Here is a 25,263-nt window from a genome sequence, read left to right as displayed (position 1 = left end):
TTTATCGCTAAACAGGATAAATCCGGCAGAACGCCAGACTAGCTGAAAACAACGAAATCTATAGTCTGTTTTATCTGCTTTTATGCCAGGCCTGTCCGGCTACGCGTTAGTATAAAGCAATCATGTTATAAGTGTAATGTTGTTTTGTAGTTAAACGGCTGGCGCAGCCAGTGGCTTCATGCCACAATACTTATCCGATAATTAATGTGAATTCTTGCTATGACTCCGATTTTGGCTTTCGACATAGAAACTGTGCCGGATGTAGCCGGCATTCGTGTTCTGAATCATTTGCCGGCAGAGGTCAGTGATGCTGATGTGGTGGAATTTGCCTTGCAGCAGCGACGAGCCAAAACCGGTAACGATTTTATGCAGCTGCATTTGCAGCAGGTAGTGGCTATTTCCTGCTGTATGCGCTGGGGTACGGATAAAATTCATGTGGGCAGCATCGGAACACCGGAAGACAGCGAAGAAACTTTAATTGCGCGTTTTTTTGAGCTGATTGAAACTCATACACCTCAGCTGGTGAGCTGGAACGGCGGCGGCTTTGATTTACCAGTATTACATTATCGTGCTTTGATTTATGGCATCAGTGCGGCACGCTACTGGGATATGGGCGAGGGTGATTTTGGCGACAGCCGAGATTTTAAGTGGAATAACTATATCAGCCGCTATCATGCACGCCATTGTGATTTAATGGATTTACTGGCTTTATATCAGTCCCGTGCCTGTGTACCTCTGGATGATATGGCCAAACTATGCGGTTTTCCGGGAAAACTGGGTATGGACGGTAGTAAAGTCTGGGCAGCTTATCAGCAGGGCGAGCTGGCACAGATCAGGCACTATTGCGAAACCGATGCAGCCAATACTTATTTAATGTATCTGCGCTTTAATCTGTTACGCGGTTTTCTGGATGCAGACGAATATGAGCAGGAAATCCGTTGTCTTAAAGGTTATCTGAGTACGCAACAGGCGGCACACTGGCAGGAGTTTCTAAGTGCATGGGGCAGATCGGTCTGATTATCAAAACAAATAAGCCGAAAACTGAAATGATGATTTGTATGAGATGTTTTCTGAGATGAATATGCGCAGGCTGGTGCTGGTCGGCGTGGGGCTAATTGGTGGCTCTCTGGCACTGGATTTAAAACGTGCCGGACTGGTTGCTGAAGTAGCCGGTATTGATATCGATGCTGATAATCTGACCCGAGCACTGGAACGGCGGGTAGTTGATTATACCTATACGCAGATTAATGCAGAAAGTGTGGCAGAAGCCGATATGGTGCTGATAGCCACTCCGGTGAATACGTTACCGGCAATTTGCCGTCAGCTAGTTCCTTATTTATCTGAACATTGTATTGTTACTGATGTGGGCAGTACCAAGCAGCTGGCATTAAAAGCCTTTGCTGCTGAATTACCGCATCATTATCCGCGCTGTGTGGCCGCTCACCCGATTGCCGGTTCAGACCGGCATGGTGCATTGGCGGCGCAGTTTGGTTTATTTGCCGGAAAAAAATGTATTGTTTGCGCTCATGAACAGCAGGAAGAAGCTGCATTACACACAGTTGTTGCTATGTGGCAGGCTGTACAGGCGCAGATTTATCATCTGGATGCGGCACGACATGATGCAATTTTTGCCGCTGTCAGTCATTTACCGCATATGCTGGCTTATGCATATGTACACCAGTTGGCCGAAGCAGCAAATGCCGATGAATTGTTGCAATTTGCTGGCAGCGGTTTTCGGGATTTCACCCGCATTGCAGCCAGTAATCCGCAGATTTGGACAGATATCTGTCTGGCTAATCGTCAGGTACTGGCTGGTTTACTCCAGCAGCAACAGCATGAACTGGCATATTTACAGGACTGTCTGCAACAAGGAGATGCACAAAAATTGACTGCTTTTTTTGCAAAAGCACAGAAAATACGCGAAGACTGGCATAATTAGTGTTCATGAACCGAAGTCAGCGGTAATGTTGTCTGACGATGGTTTGGTTTGGGCTAAGTTATGGTTAGATAAAGTGTTTTTTTATGCTGTTTGCGGGAAAAGATGTGTGCAGTTAATGAATTTTGCGGTATTTTTAATTAAAATAACTATATTTTGTCGAATTAATACAAAATATGACTTGCTATGCATGCGTAGTTGAGGCATAATTCGCTTCGTTAAATCAGCTCCTAGTTGGTTTAACAGTTTCTCCTCTATTTCTCCTTTGTAGACTTGGCGCACACTTAATCGTGTGCGCATTTTTTTATCTTTTTTTCTTTATGCTAATGGAATTTTAAAGCAGATGGTGTGTATTAATATTTTTTTGATGGCTGGAGTAAATATAGCCTGATGTTTAGTTGCTTTCAGCTTCGGTGACAGAATTGTTCATTACGGCCTGAGTAAGTGAATTTACCAGACAGATATGATTACTGATAATCAAAGGTATTGGGTGCTGTCATGCAAATAGAATTAATGCAAGGATAAACTCTTTTGACCAGTTTAGTCATTAAATGACCGGTTTGATTGTTTCTGAGGATACTTTGATATGGACGCTAATATCTCTGGTGAAAGTAATCTGCAAATTTTGCTGCAATCTGCTTCACCGCAGCATAATCCGGGCAAATATGTATTTTGTACTGTACAGCAGCCTGCACCAGCATTGCTGACCGCTGCTGTGGCGATTATGCAGGAAAACGAAGGTACTACGCTGGTTTTACCGCAGGCAGTTGCTGATGAGTATCAGCTGAATTATGAATATATTGCTGGCTGGATTACATTAATGGTGCATTCTTCGCTGGCGGCTGTCGGGCTGACTGCTGCTTTTGCGCATGCACTGGCACAACAGAATATCAGTTGTAATGTTATAGCCGGTTATTATCATGATCATATTTTTGTAGCTGATGATGATGTGCAGCAGGCTTTGGTTATTCTGAATAATCTGGGTCAGGCATCATAGTCAGCTTATGCAATAGATAAAACGATGAATGATGATGTTCAATAACAGCGTTGGTGGTTTTGTTAAGCGGAGAAAGAAAATAATTTTGATTGTTTCTATGCTTTGGTAAAACCAAGTACAGGTATTCAGGGTCTTATCAGTACGTAACCAAGCTGCGTAGCTGTAACACTGACTTGCATTCGTTCTTTTAACGTAGGGAGTGTTTTTAAAGTTTGGGCAGCAATCGTATCGACCCATTGATGCCATTCGGCATTAATTTTAGGATGATCATTCCAAAGGGGGGGCGCCAGAGACTAAAGGTTGTAATGCCTGACTCACTGTTGATGGATTTGGAAAATGTTGCATAGCCACTTCTGCCGTGTTCGCAAGTGTTGTTTGTACAAAAGTTAGCATAAACATTAAAGCCGTCAACTTGAATTTTATTTGTGATCCTTTTTATCTATATGAGATTGATTAAGCAAGATTGCCTGTTGCTTTTTTATATAAACTAAAACACAAGGCGGTAATGATGGCACCCATAATACAAATAATCGTAGCCGTGATAAAAATGCCACTAAACCCTAATTGGTCAAAGGTCATTCCACCAACACCAGCCGCTAAACCAATGGAAAATTGAATCGCGGCAACCGATAATCCACCAACCAGTTCAGCTTTATCAGCAAGCGTTCGAGTGATCCACGTTGACCAACCAACAGGGATAAATCCAAACACAAATCCCCAAGCAATCACTAATGTAGTATCCATAGTCACATTATCAGAACTTAAAAACCTATATTTAATAAATAAGAGCATGGCTATAGCGGCTAAAACTAAATGAATGGCGATCATCACAGGTCTAAAAAATCGGCCAAGTAGTAAACCCGCAACAAAGGTTCCGATGCAATTAGCGATACCAAACACCAATAAAATAAGGGTTAACGGACCGGCTTGTAGTGCTAAATTGTGCTCTAAAAACGGTCGCAGATAAGTAAAAAAGAGGTGATAACCTCCATAACTAAAAATTGTCCCGATAATGCCAAGAAAACACCAACTTTGCTTAAATAGGGCAAACATATTTTTAAAATTACTGCTTTCACGCGGCGGTAAAGATGGTAGGGTAAGCCATTGCCAAACTAGCGCGATAAAACTTAATGCCGCAGCAATAAAAAACACATTACGCCAACCGACTAAATGACCTAAATAACTGGCAAGAGGCAGTGAAATAATCGTTGCAACCGACACTCCGGCATAGACAATACTTAATGCTCGAGGAATATCTTTACTCGGCGCTAATTGTAATACTACAGCAGATGCCATTGACCAAAATCCGCCAACACAAATCCCTAATAGCGCTCGACCAATCAGCATAATGAAATAATTAGGTGCAACAGCAATGAACAAATTGGATAATACTAATAAAATAGAAAAAGTGAGTAATACTACTCGACGATTAATATTTTGGGTCATGGGTGCGAGAACCAAACTGGTGACTACCGCAAAAATCCCCACCATTGTGACGCTTTGGCCTGCTTGACCTTCAGTAATATTGAAATCTTGTGCGATAGGTGTTAATAAGCTAACGGGAATAAATTCCGCGGTAATCAAACTTGTTACCCCAATAAATAGCGAGAATATTGCTCCCCAATACGCCGTAGTTGGGGAATTTGATGTGTTATCTGACATGGTTAATCCCATTATTATATTAAAGACGAATGAATTGAATGGTTGTGGAATGGGTCATAGTCTAAATAGCAGCTAAAGATATGTAAATTACTTATATTTTATGGTTATTTATGCCTTAAAAGCATGGGTATAAGCTGTATTTAATGTCATTAATATCAATAAAAAGAAGTCATAAGAATAAGCTCAGCAAAATAGGAGAATCATTTTGCTCACTTCTATATTCAGAGGGATTTATTGAGAAAAAGCCTGTTTCATTCGCTGTAAACCGATTTCAGCTGCTTTTGAAAAAATTTGATAACGTTTCCAAACTATGTGAATATCAACCGTTAATTGTGGCTCTAAAGGTTTAAAACAAAGATGACTATTACCAGTCGTGTTAATCAGCTTATCAATACTTAATGCATAACCCATGTTTTTTTCAACCATAAGTGAGGCATTGTAAAGTAGGTTATATGAGCCAATCACATTGAGTTTATCTAAATCACGTTTTAACCAGCGCGTAATTCGGATATCGACTTCTTTCTGTTTAGAGATAATAAGTGGCAAGTTCCATAAATCGCTAGGTCTAATCACATCTTGATGCGCAAGTGGACTATCTTTACGCATTAATACTCCCCAAGTATCTTTTTCGGGCAATAGTAACGACTCATATTTGCTGATATTTTCCACACCAATTAATAATCCAAAATCGAGTAAGCCTTTATCGATACGTTCTGTTACTTCATCAGCATCACCACTATAAATATGCACATGAATTTGCGGATAGTCGTGTTGTAATGCCTTAACAACCTCAGCAATTAATCCCATGGCATGGGTTTCACCACAGCCAATATAGATATCGCCACTGATTTCCTCAGCTGAGGTTTGAAACTCTAATTCAGTTTTTTGCACTAATTCCAAAATTTCTTCAGCACGTTTGCGTAAACGCATACCTTCATGGGTTAAGGTAATTTTACGACTGCCTCGAATAAATAAGGTTTTACCCAACTCTTGCTCTAATTCAGCCAGTTGACGAGATAATGTTGGCTGAGTCAGATGTAAATACTCAGCAGCCGCAGTGATACTTTCCTCTCTAGCAAGAGCTAGAAAATAACGTAATACTTTAATATCCAAAATGACCTCACATACAACTATTTTTTATGCTTAAAAAGTATAACAATAATTAAGTTATAGGAAAGAGGCATGTTGTTTTTATGTACAGTTCGAATGTAGAGTTATGTATAGTTAAAATGCAGACCATACATATAATTTTACCGGTCAGTAAAAAATAACCATGCTAAGTGTTAACGCTACTATAGTTATCTTTCTGTATTTAAAAACAGGGGTTTTTGCCAAATAAACAGAACAGGGCAGACAATTTATTGTCTGCCCTGTGGTTCAGGATAAGTACTTAATGGTGATGCGGAAAATCTGCCGGTAATTCGCTGGCCGGACAGTTAATAACGTTTTCATCATTTTCGCCGCAATTTTCAATAAAAGTAATGGTGGCAAATTCGTCAATAACTTCTGTCGGATAAACCGGGCCCGCTTCACGATAGGCTTCCATTTGTGCAATATGCTCGTTCTGGAAACAAACAGTATGTTCAGGATTATTCATTACCCAGCGCGGGAAGAAGATGGTGCCGTGAAATAATTTGTCTTCCAGATTGATAATCAGGCTGACATCTGTACCGGTAGGTTCTGTCCATGAAATTTTATATACGCCGGCAGCTACGCGTACCAGATAAACTTTCTGATCTTTTACCCAGCGGTTACCTACCAGACCGCTATGAATACGATAATCGATAGTGGTGGCATTTTTAACATAAACTTCGTAGTTCCAGCCATTGTCGTAGGTATAAACCAGATGTTTACCAAGAATGTTACTTAAATCGGCAGTATCAAATGCAGGCATTTTTTCACCTTTTGAATTGAAGTTAATCTGAATAAAAACAAATGAAGTGTAAACCTGTATTTATCTGATGAATAACGCTAATATTGGTTTAAACCGTTTCAAAATTTCGATTGATTAAGTAATGAAAACAACGCTGGAGCAATGGCAGTTATTGCAGGCCGTAGTCAGTTACGGCAGTTTTGCCCGTGCCGCTGAAGCTTTTAATCGCAGCCAGTCTTCGCTAAGTTATCAGCTGACGCTGATGCAGGAGCGTCTGGGGGTAACGCTATTAACTATTGTCGGCCGTCGTGCAGAACTGACAGCATCCGGACAGCAGTTGCTGGCACAGGCATTACCACTGTTGCAGGGATTTGAAGCACTGGAAAATCGTTCCCGGGCTCTGAAACGCGGAGAGCGGGCAAGATTAGACCTGGTAGTAGACAGTATTTTTCCTAAAGATCGCCTGTTTTCAGCATTGCGTTGTTTTCAGCAGGCTTATCCGTCTACTCAGATACATCTCACAGAAGTATTGCGCAGTGAAAGTTGTGCTGTTTTACAACAGCGGCAGGCGGATGTTTATATTATCACCCCAAGTGCTGAGATGATGAGGCAGGGTAAGTTATTGCTGGAGGTGAATTTTGTAGCAGTTGTGCGGCATTCGCACCCTTTGCTGGATTTACCGGCACCATTGAGTCAGGATGTTCTAATGCGTTATCCGCTGATTGAAATTGTTAGTCGTGAACAACAGCAACAGCCTTACAGGCAGATTACTGCATCTGAAAACTGGACATTCACCACGATTGAAACAGCTATTGAGGCAGTCAGTCAGGGAGTGGGTTATGGCTGGCTGCCGGAAGAACGGATTAAAAATCAACTGGCCTGCGGAGAATTAAAATTATTGCCATTGCGCCAGGGTATGTGCCGTGCAACACCGGTTTATTTATTTCTCAATCAGGAAGAAGAACAGCTGGATGATGAAACTGCTTTATTAGTCAGTTTAATTAATGGTCGTTGTCCTTTATAACAGAAAAATTAAATTTATTTGATTAATATGAAATTTATTCATTTTTCGAAATGTTTGTATATATCAAATCAATATTAGGATTTGTATTATATATATCCTCTAGTGAAATATTTGCAATAATTTTTAAAATATTCTCAGATGAGAATATTGGTTGTTTACCTCTACTGAGTGACTTATCTATAAAATTACCATCTTTTATCCACTCCAAATGGTAATTAATACTCTTGAATAATAAATTACAAGTATATTGGTTTCCGAAAGTGTTACCTTTAGCATGCAAGCCTGCTGCAAAAGTGGTTGAATTTTTTGCAATATAAGATAAAATTTTGGCACTTAAATTGAGCAAAGATAAATCGGAAATTATTTTTTCATTCAGCTCAAAATCTTTAGCCCAGCTATTTCTAAGGTTATTTAGATGGTATTCAAGTGCACTGAAAAAATAATCTAGTACAATTTTTTTCCAAATCTCGTAACAACTTTCTGCTTTATCTATTCGATTTGATATTTCATCTAGTAAGATTTTAAGAGCTAAAATTTTACTATCTGGTACATCTTGAATATTAAGATGAAAATTTTCATATTCTATAATTTTATCAATTTGATTAAGATCTCTTAATGAATAATTTGTAAAAGAGGATATTGGTATTTTAATCAATTTTTTAATAGCTAAAGATTTTAATATTTCTAAAGTTGTTTTGTAATATGGAAAAGTATATTGTCCGTGTGTATGTAATGATTTTAATCCCCAATTGTCTCCACAAGAATCTAAGTAAATACATAAAAAAATTAAGTCTATGGTTGATATATTTTCTAGACTTAAGGGTGAGCTATTGACAGGATTTAAAGGATGCTGAGATATTTCTTCAATTTCTTGTTTTTTATTTAATAGATAATTTTCAATTTCCGTATATTTTTCGCTATTGTTAATTTTTTTTAGCCAATAGTTTGCTTCTTCAAATCTTTCTAAATCAATAGCTGCGAAACAAGTGTTGTAAGCTAAAGACTGACTATAATCAGTAATAGAATAGTTTTTAGCTGTTAAGAATAGATGAGCAAAAGATATTTGATTTGATTTATCCTGAGTAAAATAATTCATAAAAATAGAATACTTTGACTAGCATTATCTTTCACAATTTTATAAATAAAAAAAGTAAACTCTTTAAGTTTATTTGGTTTTTTTATAGATAAAATTCTATGAGTAATTTCGTAAAAATTATTAATAATTTCTGGGTGTAAATTTTTTACATTTAATCTCGGTATTGAGTTATCGTATTTCGTAGACTTTCCCATAAAACAATTGAAATAGCTTTCGATAGCAGCAATGGAGGATGCTGATTCAATAAAGCCTTTTATTATTACTAAATAAGGATGAATGTGATTAGAAAAATTTAAATTTTGTAGAAAAGATAAACTCTCTGTAAAGGAGAGACTATTTTTATTTATAATGAATTCATTTATTAATGGAGATATGTTTTCACCTATATGACAAAGTAAATTCAAAATAGCTTGTCTTGTGACTACATGATTTGCATTTGCTTTAGATATTACAGCGAGAGCAAAGCTTTGATCCGCATTTAAATTTTGAAAATTATTTTCAGCATTTCTTGGCAAAAAATCTTGGCAAATATCATAAAAATTTCCTATTAATTTTTGTTGAGTTTGCCGGTTTTGAAATAATTTATTTATTTTTTTCTTATTGTATTTTTTCATTGAAGCACCAGAATTTAGATTGGTAAGACAATTTCACTACGATTTATAATATATTAAAATTAACATGTTTTGATATTGATTTAATCTAAATATAGCATCTGTTCTTCCTTCACTTCTTCCATAACAACATAACTGCGGCTTTCGGCTGCTGCGGGCAACTGTAACAGAATATTACCCAGCATGTTGCGGTAAGCGTGCATATTTGGCAGGCGAACTTTTATCAGGTAGTCGTATTCACCGGAAATCAGATGACATTCGAGCACATGCGGAATAGTCAGAACTTCCCGCCGGAAATCTTCAAAAATATTGCCGGATTTAGAGCGCAGTTTGATTTCAACAAATACCAGCAGGCTCTGATTCAGGGCGCGAGGATTGAGGCGGGCGTGATAACCGGTAATAATGTTTTCCCGTTCCAGCCGCCGTACCCGTTCGGTAACCGGTGTGGTGGAAAGACCAACCTTATCGGCCAGCTCGGTCATGGTCATCCGGGCATTTTTCTGAAGCAGGGACAAGATTTTCATGTCCACTTTATCTATATGGTGCATGGTTTTTGATAGTATTAATGTGAGTATTTATTAAAATACTCCATTTTTTTGTATAAATAAAGTGAAATTCACTATCAGGCTTTGTTTACACTAGGGAAAGTAACTGAATTAAGATATTTGTGAAATTTGTGGTTAAACCAATAGGTTATTCCGGTTAAGTACCAGAGAGAGGATATTATGAAAGTGCTGATTATGGGATCCGGTATTGTGGGGGTAAGTACTGCATGGTATCTGGCTAAAGCAGGACATGAAGTCACTGTGCTGGAGCGCGCTGATCAGGCCGCAATGGAAACCAGTTTTGCCAATGCCGGTCAATTATCATATGGTTATACCACTCCGTGGGCAGCACCCAATATTCCGGCCAAAGCATGGAAATGGCTATTTAAAGAACATTCCCCTTTGCTGTTTCGGCCTGATGGCAGTCTGTTTCAGCTGCAATGGCTCTGGCAGATGTACCGTAATTGTAATGCCCGAAGCTATGCCACCAATAAAGAACGCATGGTGCGGATTTCCGAGTACAGCCGTGCGATGTTACAGCAATTGCAGGCAGAAGAAAATATTCAGTTTGAAGGTCGCAGCAAAGGTACTTTACAGATTTTCCGTACAGAAAAAGAGGTTATCGATTCCCGTTCCGATGTGGCTGTTTTACAGGAATTCGGTGTGCCTTTACAGGAGCTCAGCAGTGTTGCCGAATGTGTCCAATACGAGCCCGCACTGGCACATATGACTGGAAAGCTGGCCGGTGCCCTGTATTTACCACAGGACGGCACCGGTGACTGCCATTTATTTACTACTGAGCTGGCCAGAAAATGTGAAGATCTCGGTGTAAAATTCCTCTACAGACATGCTATTACTGAAATACAGCAAGATAAATGCAGTATTAAGGGTGTTATGGCCAATGGTCAGTACTTTACTGCCGACCATTATGTTTGTGCTCTGGGCTGTTTTAGTCGCAGTATGCTGAGCGGACTGGGAATTAATCTGCCGGTATATCCGGTTAAAGGTTACTCACTCACTATTCCGATTACCGATGAAGCAAAAGCACCGGTTTCTACTGTGATTGATGAAACTTATAAAGTGGCAGTAACGCGTTTTGATAAACGTATCCGTGCCGGTGGTATGGCTGAGTTGTCTGGTTATCGTATTCATCTGAACCCTAAACGTAAAGCAACACTGGATTTGGTGGTGAATGATTTATTTCCGGATAGCTGCCGGACTTCGGAAGCTTTTTTCTGGAGCGGTCTGCGCCCGATGACACCCGACAGTACGCCGATTATTGGCGCCAGCCGTTTTGTGAATTTGTCTATCAATACCGGACACGGTACGCTGGGCTGGACAATGGGGCTGGGTTCGGGAAGAATTCTGGCTGATTTGATTAGTGGCGTTAAACCGGAAATTGAAACCAGTGATTTATCGCTGGCTCGTTATGTTTAAGCAAGTTCAGAACGGTTCGGGTAAGTTTTGCTCTTATCGGTGCTTATTTTGTCCCGTTTGTCAGGGCAGACAGAAACGGTAAAATTTTTTATCATAATATTAATATATTATTAATTTATCTGATACGGCTGGCAGTTATGGTGATATATGAAATTCAGATAGAGATAATGATAAAATTTTATTACTGAAAGCTGTTGCTGCATGGTGGCTTTGCTTAAATAATGAAATTTGATAATCAGGATAACAGGGGAGCAATGATGCGTCCGTTAGTTGCGCAGATTCGTTTGAATCACTTGCGTGATAATTTTCTGGCTTTAAAGCAGATGCATGGTGGCGGCAAAATGCTGGCCGTGGTTAAGGCCAATGCTTATGGACATGGCGCTGTGCGCTGCGCGCAGGCACTGGCTGATATAGCTGATGGTTTTGCGGTGGCCTGTATCAGTGAGGCAGTGCAGTTGCGTGAAGCAGGTATACAATTACCGATCATCATGCTGGAAGGGGTTTTTGCTGCTGAAGAATATGCGCTGGCAGACCGTTACCAGTTGTGGCCTGTAGTAGGTAATTTATGGCAGCTGGAAAGCTTACTGGATTATGACTGGCAGAAACCGGTAACAGTCTGGCTGAAAATGGATTCCGGTATGCACCGAACCGGCTTTTTCCCTCATGATTATGCACCTGCCTATCAGGCTTTGATTCAAAGCAGTAAGGTAGCTGATGTGGTGAAAATGACCCATTTTGCCTGTGCAGATGAGCCGATGAAAACCATGACGGCTGAACAGATTCGTACTTTTGAGCTGACCTGTGCCAATTTGCCCGGTGAGGTAAGTCTGGCTAATTCAGCTGGCATAATGGCTTATCCGCAAACACAGTGCGGCTGGGGACGGGCGGGGCTGGCACTTTATGGTATTTCGCCGATGGGTGGTGCTGATAGCCGTTTCAAGCCGGTAATGCGGCTGGTAAGTAAAGTATTCGGAGAACGGGTTTTGCAGATGGGAGAACCGATTGGTTATGGTGCCAGTTATGTCACTACCCGTTCAACCCGTGTCGGGCTGGTGGCCTGCGGCTATGCTGACGGCTATCCGCGCCGTGCTGCAACAGGCACGCCGGTAGCAATTGACGGGGTACGCAGTTGTGTTCTCGGTCGGGTTTCCATGGATATGATGACAGTTCAGCTGGATGACCACCGGCAGTCACTCGGCAGTGAAGTGGAATTATGGGGTGATGTTGTTAATGTAAATGAAGTAGCCGCCGCCGCCGGAACCATTTCCTATGAGCTGCTGTGTAATGTTAAACGTGCTGAAATGGTGTATGAATAAATGGAATGGATTGTCAATTATTGGGTAAATGTTTGGCAAGACAGAAAAATTGGTTTATAAAGATGTAATATGTTCTCAGGCAGCCTTTCAAGCTGCCTGAAGTTATTTTTTTTTGAGTTTATGATAATGGAAATAGAAACACTGAAACTGGCCAAAGATTTAATAGCACAGCCATCTGTCACGCCGGATGATCATGGTTGTCAGCCGCTGCTGATGAGCCGTCTAACAGCACTGGGATTCAATATTGAAACCTTCAGATTCGGGGAAACGGATAATTTTTATGCCGTTTACGGCCGGCAGGGGCCGCTGGTTTGTTTCGCCGGACATACTGATGTGGTACCGACCGGTGATGAAAGTCGCTGGACTTCGCCTCCGTTTACACCTGTAGAGCGTGATGGATACCTGTATGGGCGTGGTGCTGCCGATATGAAAAGCAGTATTGCAGCTTTTGTGACCGCTTGCGAACGCTTGCTGGCTCAACAACCTGAATTGCCGTTGCGTCTGGCTTTGCTGATTACTTCTGATGAAGAGGGTGACGGACACGATGGTACCAAACGTGTGGTTGAAGTTTTAAAAGAGCGGGGAGAGCATATTGATTACTGCATTGTGGGTGAGCCTACGGCAGTTGATACACTAGGGGATATGATAAAAAACGGACGACGTGGTTCTTTGTCGGGTACGCTGCAGGTGCACGGACGCCAGGGACACATCGCTTATCCTCATCTGGCTGCCAATCCGGTACATCTGGCTGCTGCGGCACTGGCTGAGCTAACTGCCACGCACTGGGATGACGGAAATGCTTATTTTCCGCCTACCGGATTTCAGATTTCCAATATTCACGCCGGTACAGGGGCTACTAATGTGATTCCCGGAGAGCTTACCGTACAGTTTAATTTCCGGTTCTCAACGGAATCGACAGCGGAAAGTCTGCGCCTGCAGGTACATGCCATTCTGGATAAATATAATTTAAACTATGATTTGCAGTGGGCTTTGTCCGGAGAACCGTTTCTGACCGCTGCCGGACATCTGACTACGGTAGCACAGGCTGCCATTGAGCGTGTTTGTGGTGTGAATGCTCAATTATCTACCACCGGCGGTACGTCAGACGGTCGCTTTATTAAGGCTATCGCCAGCGAATTAATAGAACTGGGTCCGGTTAATGCCACGATTCATCAGATAGATGAGTGTGTGGATATTGCTGCAATAGCTCAGTTATCGGCTATTTATGAGAATATGCTGCAACAGCTGGCACAGGCTGATTTTACTCATGCTGCATAAGGAGAAACTAATGGGGATGCTGAAACAGAAACATTTTTTAAAACTGCTGGATTATACGCCGGCAGAAATTCAGACGCTGCTTGATCTGGCTGCCAGCCTGAAAGCTGAAAAGAAAAATGCAGCGGAGCAGCCGCGTCTGACTGGTAAAAATATTGCTCTGATATTTGAAAAAACATCTACCCGTACCCGTTGTGCTTTTGAAGTGGCTGCGCATGATCAGGGTGCGCATGTGACTTATCTGGACAGCAGTGGCAGCCAGATAGGGCATAAAGAAAGTATCCGTGATACTGCACGGGTTCTGGGGCGTATGTATGACGCGATTGAGTATCGTGGTTACGGACAGGAAATTGTCGAGCAGCTGGCTGAATATGCCGGTGTTCCGGTGATTAATGGTCTGACCAATGAATACCATCCGACGCAAATGCTTGCTGATTTGCTTACTATGAAGGAAAACAGCAAAAAGCCCTTGAATCAGATTGCCTATGCTTATGTGGGTGATGCCCGTTACAACATGGGTAATTCTTTGCTGGTTGCCGGTGCCAAAATGGGCATGGATGTACGTATTGGTGCACCGCGGGCTTTCTGGCCGAATGACGCTCTGGTAGAACAGTGCCGCTCAATTGCTAAGCAGACCGGTGCACGGATTACATTAACTGAAGATGCAGGCGCAGCTGTTGATCAGGCTGATTTTATTCATACCGATGTCTGGGTATCAATGGGAGAAGCGAAAGAAACCTGGAAGGAACGGATTGAGCAGCTCAGACCTTACCGCGTTGATGCGCGTCTGATGGCTGCCAGCAATAATCCTGAAGTGAAATTCATGCATTGTCTGCCGGCAATTCATAACCGCGATACTCAGGTAGGACAGTGGCTTTTTAATGAGTTTTCTCTGGATGGCGCCGAAGTAAGTGAAGAAGTATTTGAAAGTGTTGCTTCTATTGTTTTTGAACAGGCAGAAAACCGGATGCATACCATTAAAGCAGTATTGGTAGCATTATTAACTACCTGACCGGGGCAGGCCTGTAGTAAATGGAAAGAATGGTTATGAAAACATCCCCCAATCAGTTACCTATTAATCCGCATTATCTGGCATTATTGTTGTCAGTGATGGTGGCTATTATGCCGTTTTCCACAGATATTTATTTATCTTCTGTACCGGAAATGGCGACTTCTTTACATGCACCGATTGATCAGATTGAACGCAGTCTGGCCAGTTTCATGTTTGGTGTTGCGCTCGGACAATTGCTTGGGGGGGCAATATCCGATATTAAAGGGCGCAAAATCATTGCTATGATTGGTCTGAGTGTCTATCTGGTGTCAGCTATTGCTATTGTCTTTATTCACTCAGCCGGAGAATTGCTGTTCTGGCGCTGGATTCAGGCACTGGGCGGCGGTATGGCCACTGTTACAGTTGGTGCAACTGTACGTGATTTCTTTCATGGCAATGAAGCCGCGAAAATGTTTGCCACCATTGGTATTATTACTCTGGCTGCACCACTGGCTGCGCCCATGCTGGGTACAGCACTGGCTGCTCTTGGCGGTTGGCGGGTTATCTTTATATTTCTGCTGGTATATGCTCTGGCCGTACTGATTTGTGTATGGCGGTTTATGCCACAGGTTAAAATGGATATTCAGCCATTGGATAGCAAAGTTTTTCGCAAGATAAAAGAAAATTTTTCAGTGGTTTTTCATGAACGCGAAGCGTTGGGATTCATGTTTTTTCAAACTGCTGCTTTTGCAGCCATGTTTGTATTTCTGACTGAATCTTCCTTTTTGTACATGAATATATATGGTCTTAGCCCGCATCAGTATTCATGGGCCTTTGGTGCCAATGTGATTACTATGATGCTGTTTAACCGGGTAACAGCTTATCGTCTGCGTACTACGCCGGCTCGCAACATTTTGCTTGGCGGTGTGCTGTTGCAGTTAAGCTGTAATTTATTATTAACCATTGTGGTATGGAGTATGGATCGTCCGCCTTTCTTCCTGTTACTGTTGCTGATTATGTTTTCAATTGGTTCACAGGGTTTGATTGGTTCCAATACTCAGGCGTGTTTCATGAGCTATTTTCGTAAAATTGGCGGCAGTGCCAATGCTGTACTGGGAACAATGCAGTTTCTGATTGCCGCTACTGTAGGCTGGCTGACTACACTGCTGCATAATGGTTCGACACATGTTATGCCGACAATGATGCTTATTTCCACCAGTTGTGGTGCCGTATTATTATGGGCTTTATCACATACCGCATGGCAAAAAAAACATAAATAATAACGGGCAGCCCGCAGTAGGCTGCCTTTTTCTTGTTTTTCCGAATAAACTATTAATAACACTACTAATTATGTCTGATAACGATAAACTCAAACCACACCGCGACGCAATAGACCAGATTGACAGTGAAATTCTGCGCTTATTAAACCAGCGAGCTACTCATGCTCAGGCCATTGGTACATTAAAGGGAGAGGGCATAGTGTACCGTCCTGAGCGTGAAGCAGTTGTTTTACGCCGGATTCAGGAACAGAATCCGGGGCCGCTGTCCGGTCAGGCAGTTGCCCGTTTACAGCGGGCGATTATGAGTGAATGTCTGGCACTGGAACGACCGTTAACTGTGGCTTATCTCGGACCTAAGGGTACATTTACCGAACAGGCTGCTATTAAACATTTCGGTCAGGCTGCACAGACACATCCGTGTACTTCAATTGATGAATGTTTCCGTCTGGTCGAAGCGCAGCAGGCCGATTATGTGGTTACACCTGTCGAAAACTCTACTGAGGGGTCGGTGGGGCGCAGTCTCGACCTGCTGTTAACCACGCCTTTAAAAGCTTGTGGTGAAGTCAATCTGCGCATTCATCATCAGCTACTGCGTGCTGTAGCATCGCAACAGGATATCACTAAGGTTTATGCACATGCTCAGGCACTGTCTCAGTGCCGGAACTGGCTGGATAAAAACCTGCCGGAGCAGGTAGCCCGGATAGCTGTTGCCAGTAATGCAGAAGCAGCACGACTGGCTGCCGCAGACAGTAGTGCTGCAGCCATTGCCTCACTGATGGCTGCCGATTACTATCAGCTACAGACACTGGCTCAGAATATCGAAGATGAACCAAATAATACTACCCGTTTTCTGGTATTAGGACGGAATATCACGACCAGCAGCGGTAAAGATAAAACATCACTGGTTGTGGCTGCGCCCAATAAAGCTGGTGCCATGCATGATTTACTTCAGCCTTTTGCAGATCATCAGGTATCTATGACAAAACTAGAAAGTCGCCCCAGCCGCGGTGGTTTGTGGGAATATGTGTTTTTTATCGATATCGAAGGTCATCAGCAGAATGAGGATGTGGCAGCTGCATTGGCTGTCTTGCAACAGCGTTCAGCTTTTCTGAAAATAATTGGTTCTTATCCGCAGGCTGTGATTTAAATGCAAAGTTAATATTTATCTGAAGCAGATACCATTGACTTCTAGCATGGAGATAAAACAAATATGAAAAATATTGTTGTATATTGTGGTTCTAATCTGGGGCAGAACAAAGCTTATTTCGACGCAGCTCAGCAGCTGGGACAGGAAATGGCTCAGCAGGGATACCGTCTGGTTTATGGTGGTGGCAATATTGGTCTGATGGGTACGATTGCTACTGCTGTACTGGAACATGGTGGTGAAGTTATTGGTGTTATTCCGAGTTTTCTGAAAAATCTGGAAGGTGCGCATCCGGGGTTAACCGAATTGTATGAAACCACCAATATGACCGAGCGCAAAAATAAAATGATTGAACTGGCTAACGGCTTTATTGCCATGCCCGGCGGACTGGGAACTTATGAAGAACTGTTTGAAGTTCTCTCACAAGCTCAGCTGAAACTGCATCCTCATCCGATAGGAATTCTGAATGTAGCCGGTTTCTTTGATCCCTTAATTCAAATGCTGCAAAATACAGTCACTGCCGGTTTCATGCCACCGGAAAACATGGATTTACTTTGTCAGTCCGCCAAACCAGCGGAGCTGCTGGAACAAATGCGCCTCTGGCAGCCGCGTGATGCAGTTAAATGGGTTACTCCGCAATGGGCGCAGCAAACCAGAGAAACTTTATGCTGACCTTAGCTGTTCTTAATCACCTTATCCAGCAGAATGTGGAACTTAAAGTGCGCTGGCAGCAATACCGGCAACGGGTTGTAGCGCTGGTGTTGCCTATGCTGACTCTTAAAGGGCGCATTGATGATCAAGGATTCTGGCAGGAAGATTCTGCAGAAGCTGAAACCACCATTATTATCGCTCCGACAGCTCTGACTAAAATGCTCAGTGGTGTACAGCCGGGAGTAGGTGACGTACAAATTACTGGTGACCGTACCCTGGGTATGGCGATTTTGCCGCTTATACAGGCATTGCAGTATGACTGGCGTGACGATCTGGCCAGACTGCTTGGTGATGCTGTGGGCGGAAAGGTGGCGCTGGAACTGGAGAGTCTCTATCAGCAAGGCTGCGCTATTGGTCAGAATATTGCAGCACAGGTCGCAGATTATGCACAGGAAAGTGATGCGATTGTGGTCGGGCAGAAGCAATTACAACGTTTTTCTGCTCAGGTCGAAACATTACGTGATGATACAGCCCGACTGGCCGCCCGAATTTCCCGCTTGCAGCAGAAAACTGACTAATATTCCAGCACGTGAGTGGTTTATGAGCCGTTACTGTAGCAGAGAAACGGCTCTGGTATAATTTCAACGATTTTTACTAGATTCTAACGATACATCAATCATGACAAAACAACGCAAAATACTGGTTACTTCAGCCTTGCCCTATGCAAACGGTAATATTCATCTGGGACATATGGTTGAACATATTCAGACTGATATCTGGGTGCGTTTCCAGAAAGCCCGCGGACATGAATGCTATTACGTCTGTGCAGACGATACGCATGGTACGCCGGTCATGCTGGCGGCACAGAAACAGGGAATAACACCGGAAGAAATGATTACTCAGGTACGTCAGAATCATCTGGCCGATTTTACCGGTTTTGGTATCGGCTATGATAATTATTACAGTACGCACTCACCTGAAAATGAAGCTTTATCACGCAGCATTTATCTGGCTTTAAAAGCCAATGGAAAAATTGAAAGCCGTACTATTGAGCAATTATTTGATCCGGAAAAAAATCTGTTTTTGCCTGATCGTTTTGTTAAAGGTGAATGTCCGAAATGTCATGCACAGGATCAGTATGGTGATAATTGTGAAGTTTGCGGCACTACTTATAGTCCTACCGAACTGATTAAACCGTATTCTGCTATTTCCGGCGCTACTCCTGTGCTGAAAGAGTCTGAGCATTTCTTCTTTAAACTCGGAGAATGTGCGGATTATCTGAAACAGTGGACTGCCGGCAGTACCAAGCTGAAAAATGGTCGTGAACAGCCGCATTTGCAGGCAGAAGCCCTGAATAAAATGAATGAATGGTTGCAGAACGATAGCCTGAGTGATTGGGATATCAGTCGTGATGCGCCTTATTTCGGCTTTGAAATTCCGGATGCTCCCGGTAAATATTTTTATGTGTGGCTGGATGCACCTATCGGCTACATGGCATCATTTAAAAACCTGTGTGAACGTCTGGGCATTGATTTTGATCAGTGGTTCTGTGCAGATACTGATACTGAAATGTATCATTTCATCGGTAAGGATATTTTATATTTTCATGCATTATTCTGGCCGGCTACTTTGCAATACGCCAATCTGCGGGCACCCACAGGCATATTCGCGCACGGTTTTCTCACGGTAGACGGACAGAAAATGTCCAAATCACGCGGTACTTTTATCACAGCCCGTTCCTATCTTGAGCAACGACTGAATCCCGAATGGCTGCGTTATTATTTCGCAGCCAAACTCAATAGCAGAATTGAAGATCTGGATTTAAATCTGAATGATTTTATCGCCCGGGTTAACAGTGATTTAGTTGGTAAATACATAAATATCGCCGCGCGTGCTGCCGGATTCATCAGCAAACGCTTTCAGGGAACACTGGCTGATGTTAGCAATAGCGAGCTATTGCCACAGCTACAGGCACAAAGTGAAAATATTGCTGCCAGCTTTGAAGCACGTGAGTATGCGCGTGCCTTACGTGAAATCATGGCATTAGCTGATGTGGTCAATGAGTATGTCGATGCCAACAAACCATGGGAGCTGGCACGACAGGAAGGACAAGAGGCACGTTTACAGCAAGTATGCAGTGAACTGATTAATGCTTTCCGTATTCTGACCGTATATATGTCACCAGTACTGCCGAAGCTTGCTGCCGAAGCAGCCGCTTTTCTGAATGTGGTGCCATTAAGCTGGGCTGATAGTACGACCTTATTACCTGCCGGTCATCACATCAATGCATATCAGCATCTGATGCACCGGGTAGAACAGAAACAGATTGATGACCTGATTGCCGCGAATCAACAGAATATTCAGACAGTTGAGACTGCTGCTGAAACAAAGTATGAGCCTGTGGCAGATACGGCTTCATTTGATGACTTTATGAAAATCGATATGCGTGTTGCCAAAGTGCTGACATGCGAAAAAGTCGAAGGCAGTAGCAAACTGCTCAAATTTCAGCTTGATCTTGGTTTTGAGCAGCGCACAATATTCTCTGGTATTGCCGCCAGCTATCCTGAACCAGAAAAACTGGCCGGAAGAATGGTCATTGTGGTAGCCAATTTTGCGCCGCGTAAAATGGCAAAATTTGGCATGTCTGAAGGGATGATTACTTCAGCTGCCGGTAATGGCAAACTATTTTTACTGGATGTGGATAGTGGGGCTGAACCGGGTATGAAAGTCGGCTGATTATCTTGCTGAAAAACCAGACCAGCTAATATTGCTGGTCTGGTTTTTTATTTATGAATCAAAAAAGTGATGAGATGGTTAATCTCATCACCTGGTATAAGAAAATCAGATTTCTGTAAGCAGAATTTTAAGCTGTATGAAGTGCTTATTTCAGTACTTCATGTAAACGCTCTTCATCAAGGCTTTTTTCCCAGCGCGCAACCACAATAGTGGCACAGGCATTACCTACTAGATTAGTCAGAGCACGACACTCAGACATGAATCGGTCAATACCCAGAATCAGTGCCATTCCTTCCACCGGTACAGAAGGTACTACCGATAAGGTCGCAGCCAGAGTGATAAATCCTGCTCCTGTTACACCTGCGGCGCCTTTTGAACTTAGCATGGCAACCAGTAACAGCAGTATTTGCTGTTCCAGTGTCAGATCAATATTACATGCTTGTGCAATAAATAATGCCGCCATGGTCATGTAAATATTGGTACCGTCCAGATTAAACGAATAACCGGTGGGTACTACCAATCCGACAATTGATTTCTTGCAGCCGGCTTTTTCCATTTTCTGCATCAGTGTGGGCAGGGCGGCTTCAGATGAACTAGTACCCAGTACCAGTAACAGTTCTTCCTTAATGTATTTGACCAGTTTGATAATCGAAAAACCGTTATAACGGGCTACAGCACCCAGAACAATCAGAATAAACAGAACGGAAGAAATATAAAAAGTCAGAATCAGATAGAGCAGATTACCAATAGAACTAATACCGTATTTACCTATGGTAAAAGCCATGGCGCCAAATGCACCTATCGGGGCTGCACGCATCAGAATAGATACCATTTTGAAAACGGGCGCCGATAAATCCTGAAAAATATTAATCAGCGGGCGGGCTTTTTCACCAATCAATGCCAGTGAGATACCAAACAGAATAGCAATAAACAGAGTTTGCAGAATATTGCCATTAGTTAGCGGGCTCATGGCAGTAGTCGGAATAATATCCATCAGAAAGCCGGTCAGGCTGGATTCATGGGACTTCTGCACATATTCGTTTACCTTGGCACTTTGCAGTGAGCTCGGGTCAATATTCAGACCATGTCCCGGCTGGGCAATATTGGCCACGACCAGCCCGATAGCCAGTGCCAGAGTAGAGAAAGTAAGAAAGTAAACCATAGCCTTGCCGGCGACCCGCCCCATGGTTTTCATATTGGTCATCTCGGCGATGCCGGTTACCACTGTAAGAAAAATAACTGGGGAGATGATCATTTTCACTAATTTGATGAAAGCATCACCTAAAGGTTTCATGCTTTCGCCAACAGTAGGGAAAAAGTTGCCAAGTAAGATGCCAATAATAATGGCAATAATTACCTGTACATATAGGATCTGATACCAGCGCTGTTTTTTCGGTGGCGGATTCATTTCCTCAATTTCGAGTGGTAACATGTTTACCTTTCAATGGGTTGTGTTTAAAGGCTACAGTTTTTTAACGTTATTATGTAGTAGGATGTAACATAATTGGCTGATTATAAAGCCTACATAACTTAACAGAAAAGCATTATTAATTACTAAATAAGAACCATGAGACAAAAGGATGTATGATAAGAAAATTTTTTATAGAAAAATAGATGGTTGTATTAGGAATTGACGATAATTTTCTATCGTGTTTTTGAAGTAAAAAATAATTTATAATATTTAATCTAAGATAATTTCATTCAAAATAAATTTATTTTAGTTATAAAAAACCGTCTGCTTGAAATAAGCAGACGGTTTTTAAAATATGGTCGGAGTGAAAGGATTCGAACCTTCGACCCCCTCGTCCCGAACGAGGTGCGCTACCGGGCTGCGCTACACTCCGAAAGAAGTTGTGCATTATAGGCAGCGACGAAGACATTGACAAGAGTGAAGCGCAAATTAATTTCAAAAAATATCAGTTACAATTATCCGGCATAAACAACGAACAGACATGGTCTTTTTTTCAGCGGTGGCAATGCCGGCATTTTTCGCCATGCTGCAATATTCTGACTAATAATAGTTTGGGTCGGCATAGTTAAATCTGCGGCAATACACAAACGGGTTTCAGAATGTAAAGTTGCTATGGCGTCAGCCAGTAAAGCATCATTACGGTAAGGCGTTTCAATAAAAAGCTGGGTTTCATTTTCCTGTCGTGAGCGCTTTTCCAGAGTATGCAAACATTCAATACGTGCGTTTTTTTCAGCAGGCAGATAACCCTTGAAAGCAAAACACTGTCCGTTGGCGCCAGAAGCCATCAGAGCCAGCATGATACTGGAAGGTCCCACGAGCGGCATTACAGTAAACCCGGCCTGATGTGCCAGTGCCACCAGCTGGGCTCCCGGGTCTGCAACAGCCGGACAGCCGGCTTCGCTGAGTAATCCCATACTGCGACCGGCCTGCAAAGGTTGTAATAACTTAGCAATATCCCGCTCAGGAGTATGTTCATTCAAAGTGCACAGATTCAGCTCACGAATCGGTGTTTGCACACCGAAGGCTTTTAAATGAGCCCGTGCTGTTTTTTCTGCTTCAACAACGAAGTCAGTCAGGTTAACAATGCATTTTTGTTCATGCGCAAGCAGACACGGTGTATCCGCATTTCCCAGCGGTGTCGGGATCAGATAGAGTATAGGACTGCTCATAAAATATTCATTCCTTCTGCCAGCAGAAAATCCACCAGACGAAAAACCGGTAAACCAATCAGTGCATTCGGATCGGTGCTTTCGATGCGTTTAATTAGTAAAGCGCCTAATCCTTCACTTTTTGCCGCGCCGGCACAATGTACAGCATCCGGTTCACGACTCAGATAATGCTTAATCTGCGCCTCAGTCAGTGAACGCATCATGACGCGTGTTTCATCAATATGCTGATGCAGGCGGTTTTCAGCAGCGTTCAGTACCGTAAGTGCACTGTAAAATATCACTTGCTGACCACTCAGATAGTGTAACATCTGTTGTGCTTTTGTTACGGTTAGTGGTTTGCCCAGTTGCTGCCCGCGACATAGCGCAACCTGATCGCAACCGATAATCAGAGCATCCGGATAAAGACTGGCTAGAGAGTATGCTTTGCCGCTGGCCAGACGCAACGCTGTTTGTGGTGCGGTTTCAGCAGAAAGTGGCGTTTCATCAAAATCAGGTTTAACCGCGTCAAAAGGGATGTTTAACTGCTGAAGTTGTTGCTGGCGAAAACGGGAGCTGGAAGCCAGAATCAACTTTTTCTCTCTTGGCATAAGTGCGAACTCATTGACATTATAAAGTTTAAATTATATCATCCGCCGTTTATGTTAGACCCTATTTTGATTGATACGGCCACGTTCACACGTGAACAGCAGCAACGCAGCGGTCAATTGCAGCTTCAGGCACTTGACCGGCGGGTTTGGTCGCATGAACTTTTAGCGCAACGCGAAGGCATTATCCGGTATCAGGTTAGTGGTGGTATTGACCGCTGGCAGCGTCCTTTTCTCGATATCAGTGTGGAAGGTCAGCTGGGGCTGGTGTGTCAGCGCTGTTTACAGGCCGTTTCCTGGGCGCTGAATGACCAGTCGCGTGTAGTGCTGTTTACCAGCGAACAGTTGCTGGACGAGGCCATGGCCGCTGATGAAACGCTTGAAGGCGCGGTATGGAGTGCAGAATATAATCTTGCTGCACTGCTGGAAGACCAGATTTTAATGGCTATTCCGGTTGCACCGCGACATGAAGACTGTGATCACACTCTGGCAACCCAAACCAATCAAGACTCAGGTAATCCTTTTGCCAGACTGGCAGGACTGAAAAGCGGCCACTAACGAATTAACTTACATTACCCAGGAGCTTTAACATGGCAGTTCAACAAAACAAAAAATCACCTTCAAAACGTGGTATGCACCGTTCACACGATGGTCTGACCGCTGTACAGGTTTCTACTGATACCACTACCGGTGAAGTACATTTGCGTCACCACATCTCTCCAAACGGTATGTACCGCGGACGTAAAGTAGTCAAAGCCAAAGGTGAATAATTTACACCTTTGATTATTCAATACGTATGAAAGCCAGACATTGCATCTGCAATCACTGGCTTTTTTGTATCCAATATTAGCAGGGTAATTATCCTGCTAAAATAAACTGCTTCCACTTTCCCGGCAGCCTCAATGGCCTGCTTTACACTGACTCGGGTTTCCCATGAAAAAAATCTGGTATAACTACGAAGACATACATCGTGCCATTAAACAGCTGGCAGAAAAAATTCAGAAATCAGAGCATTCATTTGATGCAATGATCGCTATCGGTGGTGGTGGATTTATTCCGGCACGTATATTGCGTAGTTTTTTGAATATTCCTGTATATACCGTTACTTTGTCTTATTATGACGTTAACGACTGCCCGACTGACCAGCCGCAGAAAATACAGTGGACCAATGGTTTTGACGAAAAATTAAAAAACAAAAAACTACTGATTGTTGATGAAGTGGATGACAGCCGGGCTACGCTCGAATACTGTATTCGCGAATTACAGCATGAAGGATTCCAGCATCTTGGGGTAGCAGTACTGCATGAAAAGCGCAAACCCAAAAAGGGGGTATTGCCGGCAGATTTACCTTTTTATAGTGCTATACAGGTTGATGACTGGTGGATTAACTATCCTTGGGATGCGCTTGATATTGATGAGCACTATGAGCATGTTGCAGCCCAAGCTACATCAGAGGCATGATCTA

General features: G+C 42.8%; 25 protein-coding genes and 1 tRNA gene. 16 read left to right on the top strand and 10 right to left on the bottom strand.

Annotated elements, in window-relative coordinates:
- Positions 1-219: 219 nt before the first annotated feature.
- From H3V11_RS02290 to H3V11_RS02280, 3 genes are all read left to right on the top strand, one after another.
- The gene (locus tag H3V11_RS02290; protein ID WP_084548356.1) at positions 220-1,017 is read left to right on the top strand and encodes a 3'-5' exonuclease; all 798 of its coding nucleotides are present in this window, start codon (positions 220-222) and stop codon (positions 1,015-1,017) included.
- Positions 1,018-1,075: 58 nt separating this feature from the next.
- Complete coding sequence (locus H3V11_RS02285; RefSeq protein WP_084585759.1) at positions 1,076-1,939, top strand: prephenate dehydrogenase/arogenate dehydrogenase family protein; 864 nt, start codon at positions 1,076-1,078, stop codon at positions 1,937-1,939.
- Positions 1,940-2,522: 583 nt separating this feature from the next.
- A complete protein-coding gene (locus tag H3V11_RS02280) occupies positions 2,523-2,933 on the top strand; it encodes an ACT domain-containing protein (protein ID WP_198207086.1) in 411 nt (136 codons plus the stop codon).
- 453 nt (positions 2,934-3,386) lie between these two features.
- On the opposite strand, the gene H3V11_RS02275 is transcribed toward H3V11_RS02280, so the two are convergent.
- The 3 genes from H3V11_RS02275 to H3V11_RS02265 form a co-directional block, all read right to left on the bottom strand.
- Complete coding sequence (locus tag H3V11_RS02275) at positions 3,387-4,595, bottom strand: MFS transporter (protein WP_198223521.1); 1,209 nt, start codon at positions 4,593-4,595, stop codon at positions 3,387-3,389.
- A 231-nt stretch (positions 4,596-4,826) separates the two neighbouring features.
- Entirely contained in the window at positions 4,827-5,708 is an 882-nt protein-coding gene (locus H3V11_RS02270) for a LysR family transcriptional regulator (RefSeq protein WP_198223520.1), read from the bottom strand.
- A 277-nt stretch (positions 5,709-5,985) separates the two neighbouring features.
- Entirely contained in the window at positions 5,986-6,489 is a 504-nt protein-coding gene (locus H3V11_RS02265) for a phenolic acid decarboxylase (protein ID WP_084553697.1), read from the bottom strand.
- 121 nt (positions 6,490-6,610) lie between these two features.
- On the opposite strand from H3V11_RS02265, the gene H3V11_RS02260 reads away from it, so the two are divergent.
- A complete protein-coding gene (locus tag H3V11_RS02260) occupies positions 6,611-7,492 on the top strand; it encodes a LysR family transcriptional regulator (RefSeq protein WP_084553699.1) in 882 nt (293 codons plus the stop codon).
- Between the two features lie 34 nt (positions 7,493-7,526).
- On the opposite strand, the gene H3V11_RS02255 is transcribed toward H3V11_RS02260, so the two are convergent.
- The 3 genes from H3V11_RS02255 to H3V11_RS02245 all read right to left on the bottom strand — a co-directional run bounded on the left by H3V11_RS02255 (position 7,527) and on the right by H3V11_RS02245 (position 9,747).
- Positions 7,527-8,588 carry a hypothetical protein gene (locus H3V11_RS02255; protein WP_198223519.1) on the bottom strand — a complete coding sequence of 354 codons (1,062 nt, stop codon included), beginning with the start codon at positions 8,586-8,588 and terminating at the stop codon, positions 7,527-7,529.
- On the bottom strand, positions 8,585-9,202 hold the full coding sequence (locus H3V11_RS02250) for a hypothetical protein (protein ID WP_198223518.1): 618 nt from the start codon (positions 9,200-9,202) through the stop codon (positions 8,585-8,587). The genes H3V11_RS02255 and H3V11_RS02250 overlap by 4 nt, the downstream gene beginning before the upstream one ends.
- Positions 9,203-9,282: 80 nt before the next feature.
- Positions 9,283-9,747, bottom strand: coding sequence for an Lrp/AsnC ligand binding domain-containing protein (locus tag H3V11_RS02245; RefSeq protein WP_084553707.1), 465 nt, complete (start codon positions 9,745-9,747; stop codon positions 9,283-9,285).
- Positions 9,748-9,924: 177 nt separating this feature from the next.
- Here H3V11_RS02245 and H3V11_RS02240 point away from each other — a divergent pair, with 177 nt between their 5' ends.
- The 9 genes from H3V11_RS02240 (at position 9,925) to metG (ending at position 20,574) form a co-directional block, all read left to right on the top strand.
- Entirely contained in the window at positions 9,925-11,181 is a 1,257-nt protein-coding gene (locus tag H3V11_RS02240; RefSeq protein ID WP_198223517.1) for a D-amino acid dehydrogenase, read from the top strand.
- Positions 11,182-11,438: 257 nt separating this feature from the next.
- Positions 11,439-12,497, top strand: a complete 1,059-nt coding sequence (gene alr / locus H3V11_RS02235) for an alanine racemase (RefSeq protein ID WP_025331355.1) — start codon at positions 11,439-11,441, stop codon at positions 12,495-12,497.
- Between the two features lie 120 nt (positions 12,498-12,617).
- Complete coding sequence (gene dapE, locus H3V11_RS02230) at positions 12,618-13,775, top strand: succinyl-diaminopimelate desuccinylase (protein ID WP_198223516.1); 1,158 nt, start codon at positions 12,618-12,620, stop codon at positions 13,773-13,775.
- 10 nt (positions 13,776-13,785) lie between these two features.
- Positions 13,786-14,784 (top strand): ornithine carbamoyltransferase, encoded by a 999-nt coding sequence (gene argF, locus H3V11_RS02225; RefSeq protein WP_370570163.1) that lies wholly within the window; start codon positions 13,786-13,788, stop codon positions 14,782-14,784.
- 35 nt (positions 14,785-14,819) lie between these two features.
- Positions 14,820-16,043 carry a multidrug effflux MFS transporter gene (locus tag H3V11_RS02220; protein WP_025331352.1) on the top strand — a complete coding sequence of 408 codons (1,224 nt, stop codon included), beginning with the start codon at positions 14,820-14,822 and terminating at the stop codon, positions 16,041-16,043.
- A gap of 70 nt (positions 16,044-16,113) precedes the next feature.
- Positions 16,114-17,190: a prephenate dehydratase gene (pheA, locus tag H3V11_RS02215; protein WP_198223515.1), complete on the top strand. Its 1,077-nt coding sequence runs from the start codon at positions 16,114-16,116 to the stop codon at positions 17,188-17,190.
- Positions 17,191-17,253: 63 nt separating this feature from the next.
- Positions 17,254-17,859, top strand: a complete 606-nt coding sequence (locus H3V11_RS02210; RefSeq protein WP_025331350.1) for a TIGR00730 family Rossman fold protein — start codon at positions 17,254-17,256, stop codon at positions 17,857-17,859.
- Entirely contained in the window at positions 17,853-18,416 is a 564-nt protein-coding gene (locus H3V11_RS02205; protein ID WP_078475368.1) for an SCP2 domain-containing protein, read from the top strand. The genes H3V11_RS02210 and H3V11_RS02205 overlap by 7 nt, the downstream gene beginning before the upstream one ends.
- 100 nt (positions 18,417-18,516) lie before the next feature.
- The gene (metG, locus tag H3V11_RS02200) at positions 18,517-20,574 is read left to right on the top strand and encodes a methionine--tRNA ligase (RefSeq protein WP_198223514.1); all 2,058 of its coding nucleotides are present in this window, start codon (positions 18,517-18,519) and stop codon (positions 20,572-20,574) included.
- Between the two features lie 145 nt (positions 20,575-20,719).
- Here metG and H3V11_RS02195 read toward each other — a convergent pair whose 3' ends face one another.
- From H3V11_RS02195 to H3V11_RS02180, 4 genes are all read right to left on the bottom strand, one after another.
- A complete protein-coding gene (locus H3V11_RS02195; protein WP_025331347.1) occupies positions 20,720-22,006 on the bottom strand; it encodes a dicarboxylate/amino acid:cation symporter in 1,287 nt (428 codons plus the stop codon).
- A 335-nt stretch (positions 22,007-22,341) separates the two neighbouring features.
- Positions 22,342-22,418, bottom strand: a tRNA-Pro gene (locus H3V11_RS02190).
- Positions 22,419-22,500: 82 nt separating this feature from the next.
- On the bottom strand, positions 22,501-23,214 hold the full coding sequence (locus tag H3V11_RS02185) for an SAM-dependent methyltransferase (RefSeq protein WP_198223513.1): 714 nt from the start codon (positions 23,212-23,214) through the stop codon (positions 22,501-22,503).
- Positions 23,211-23,801, bottom strand: coding sequence for a nucleoside triphosphate pyrophosphatase (locus H3V11_RS02180; protein WP_198223512.1), 591 nt, complete (start codon positions 23,799-23,801; stop codon positions 23,211-23,213). Before H3V11_RS02180 ends, H3V11_RS02185 begins: the two co-directional genes overlap by 4 nt.
- Positions 23,802-23,852: 51 nt before the next feature.
- On the opposite strand from H3V11_RS02180, the gene H3V11_RS02175 reads away from it, so the two are divergent.
- The 3 genes from H3V11_RS02175 (at position 23,853) to H3V11_RS02165 (ending at position 25,259) form a co-directional block, all read left to right on the top strand.
- Complete coding sequence (locus tag H3V11_RS02175; RefSeq protein ID WP_198223511.1) at positions 23,853-24,356, top strand: DUF177 domain-containing protein; 504 nt, start codon at positions 23,853-23,855, stop codon at positions 24,354-24,356.
- A 32-nt stretch (positions 24,357-24,388) separates the two neighbouring features.
- Positions 24,389-24,568, top strand: coding sequence for a 50S ribosomal protein L32 (gene rpmF / locus H3V11_RS02170; protein ID WP_025331343.1), 180 nt, complete (start codon positions 24,389-24,391; stop codon positions 24,566-24,568).
- A 163-nt stretch (positions 24,569-24,731) separates the two neighbouring features.
- A complete protein-coding gene (locus H3V11_RS02165; RefSeq protein ID WP_025331342.1) occupies positions 24,732-25,259 on the top strand; it encodes a phosphoribosyltransferase in 528 nt (175 codons plus the stop codon).
- Positions 25,260-25,263: the final 4 nt, after the last annotated feature.

The organism is Snodgrassella sp. W8158 (assembly GCF_016100435.1).
GTDB lineage: Bacteria > Pseudomonadota > Gammaproteobacteria > Burkholderiales > Neisseriaceae > Snodgrassella > Snodgrassella alvi.
This window is presented reverse-complemented; position numbering and strand designations above follow the sequence as displayed.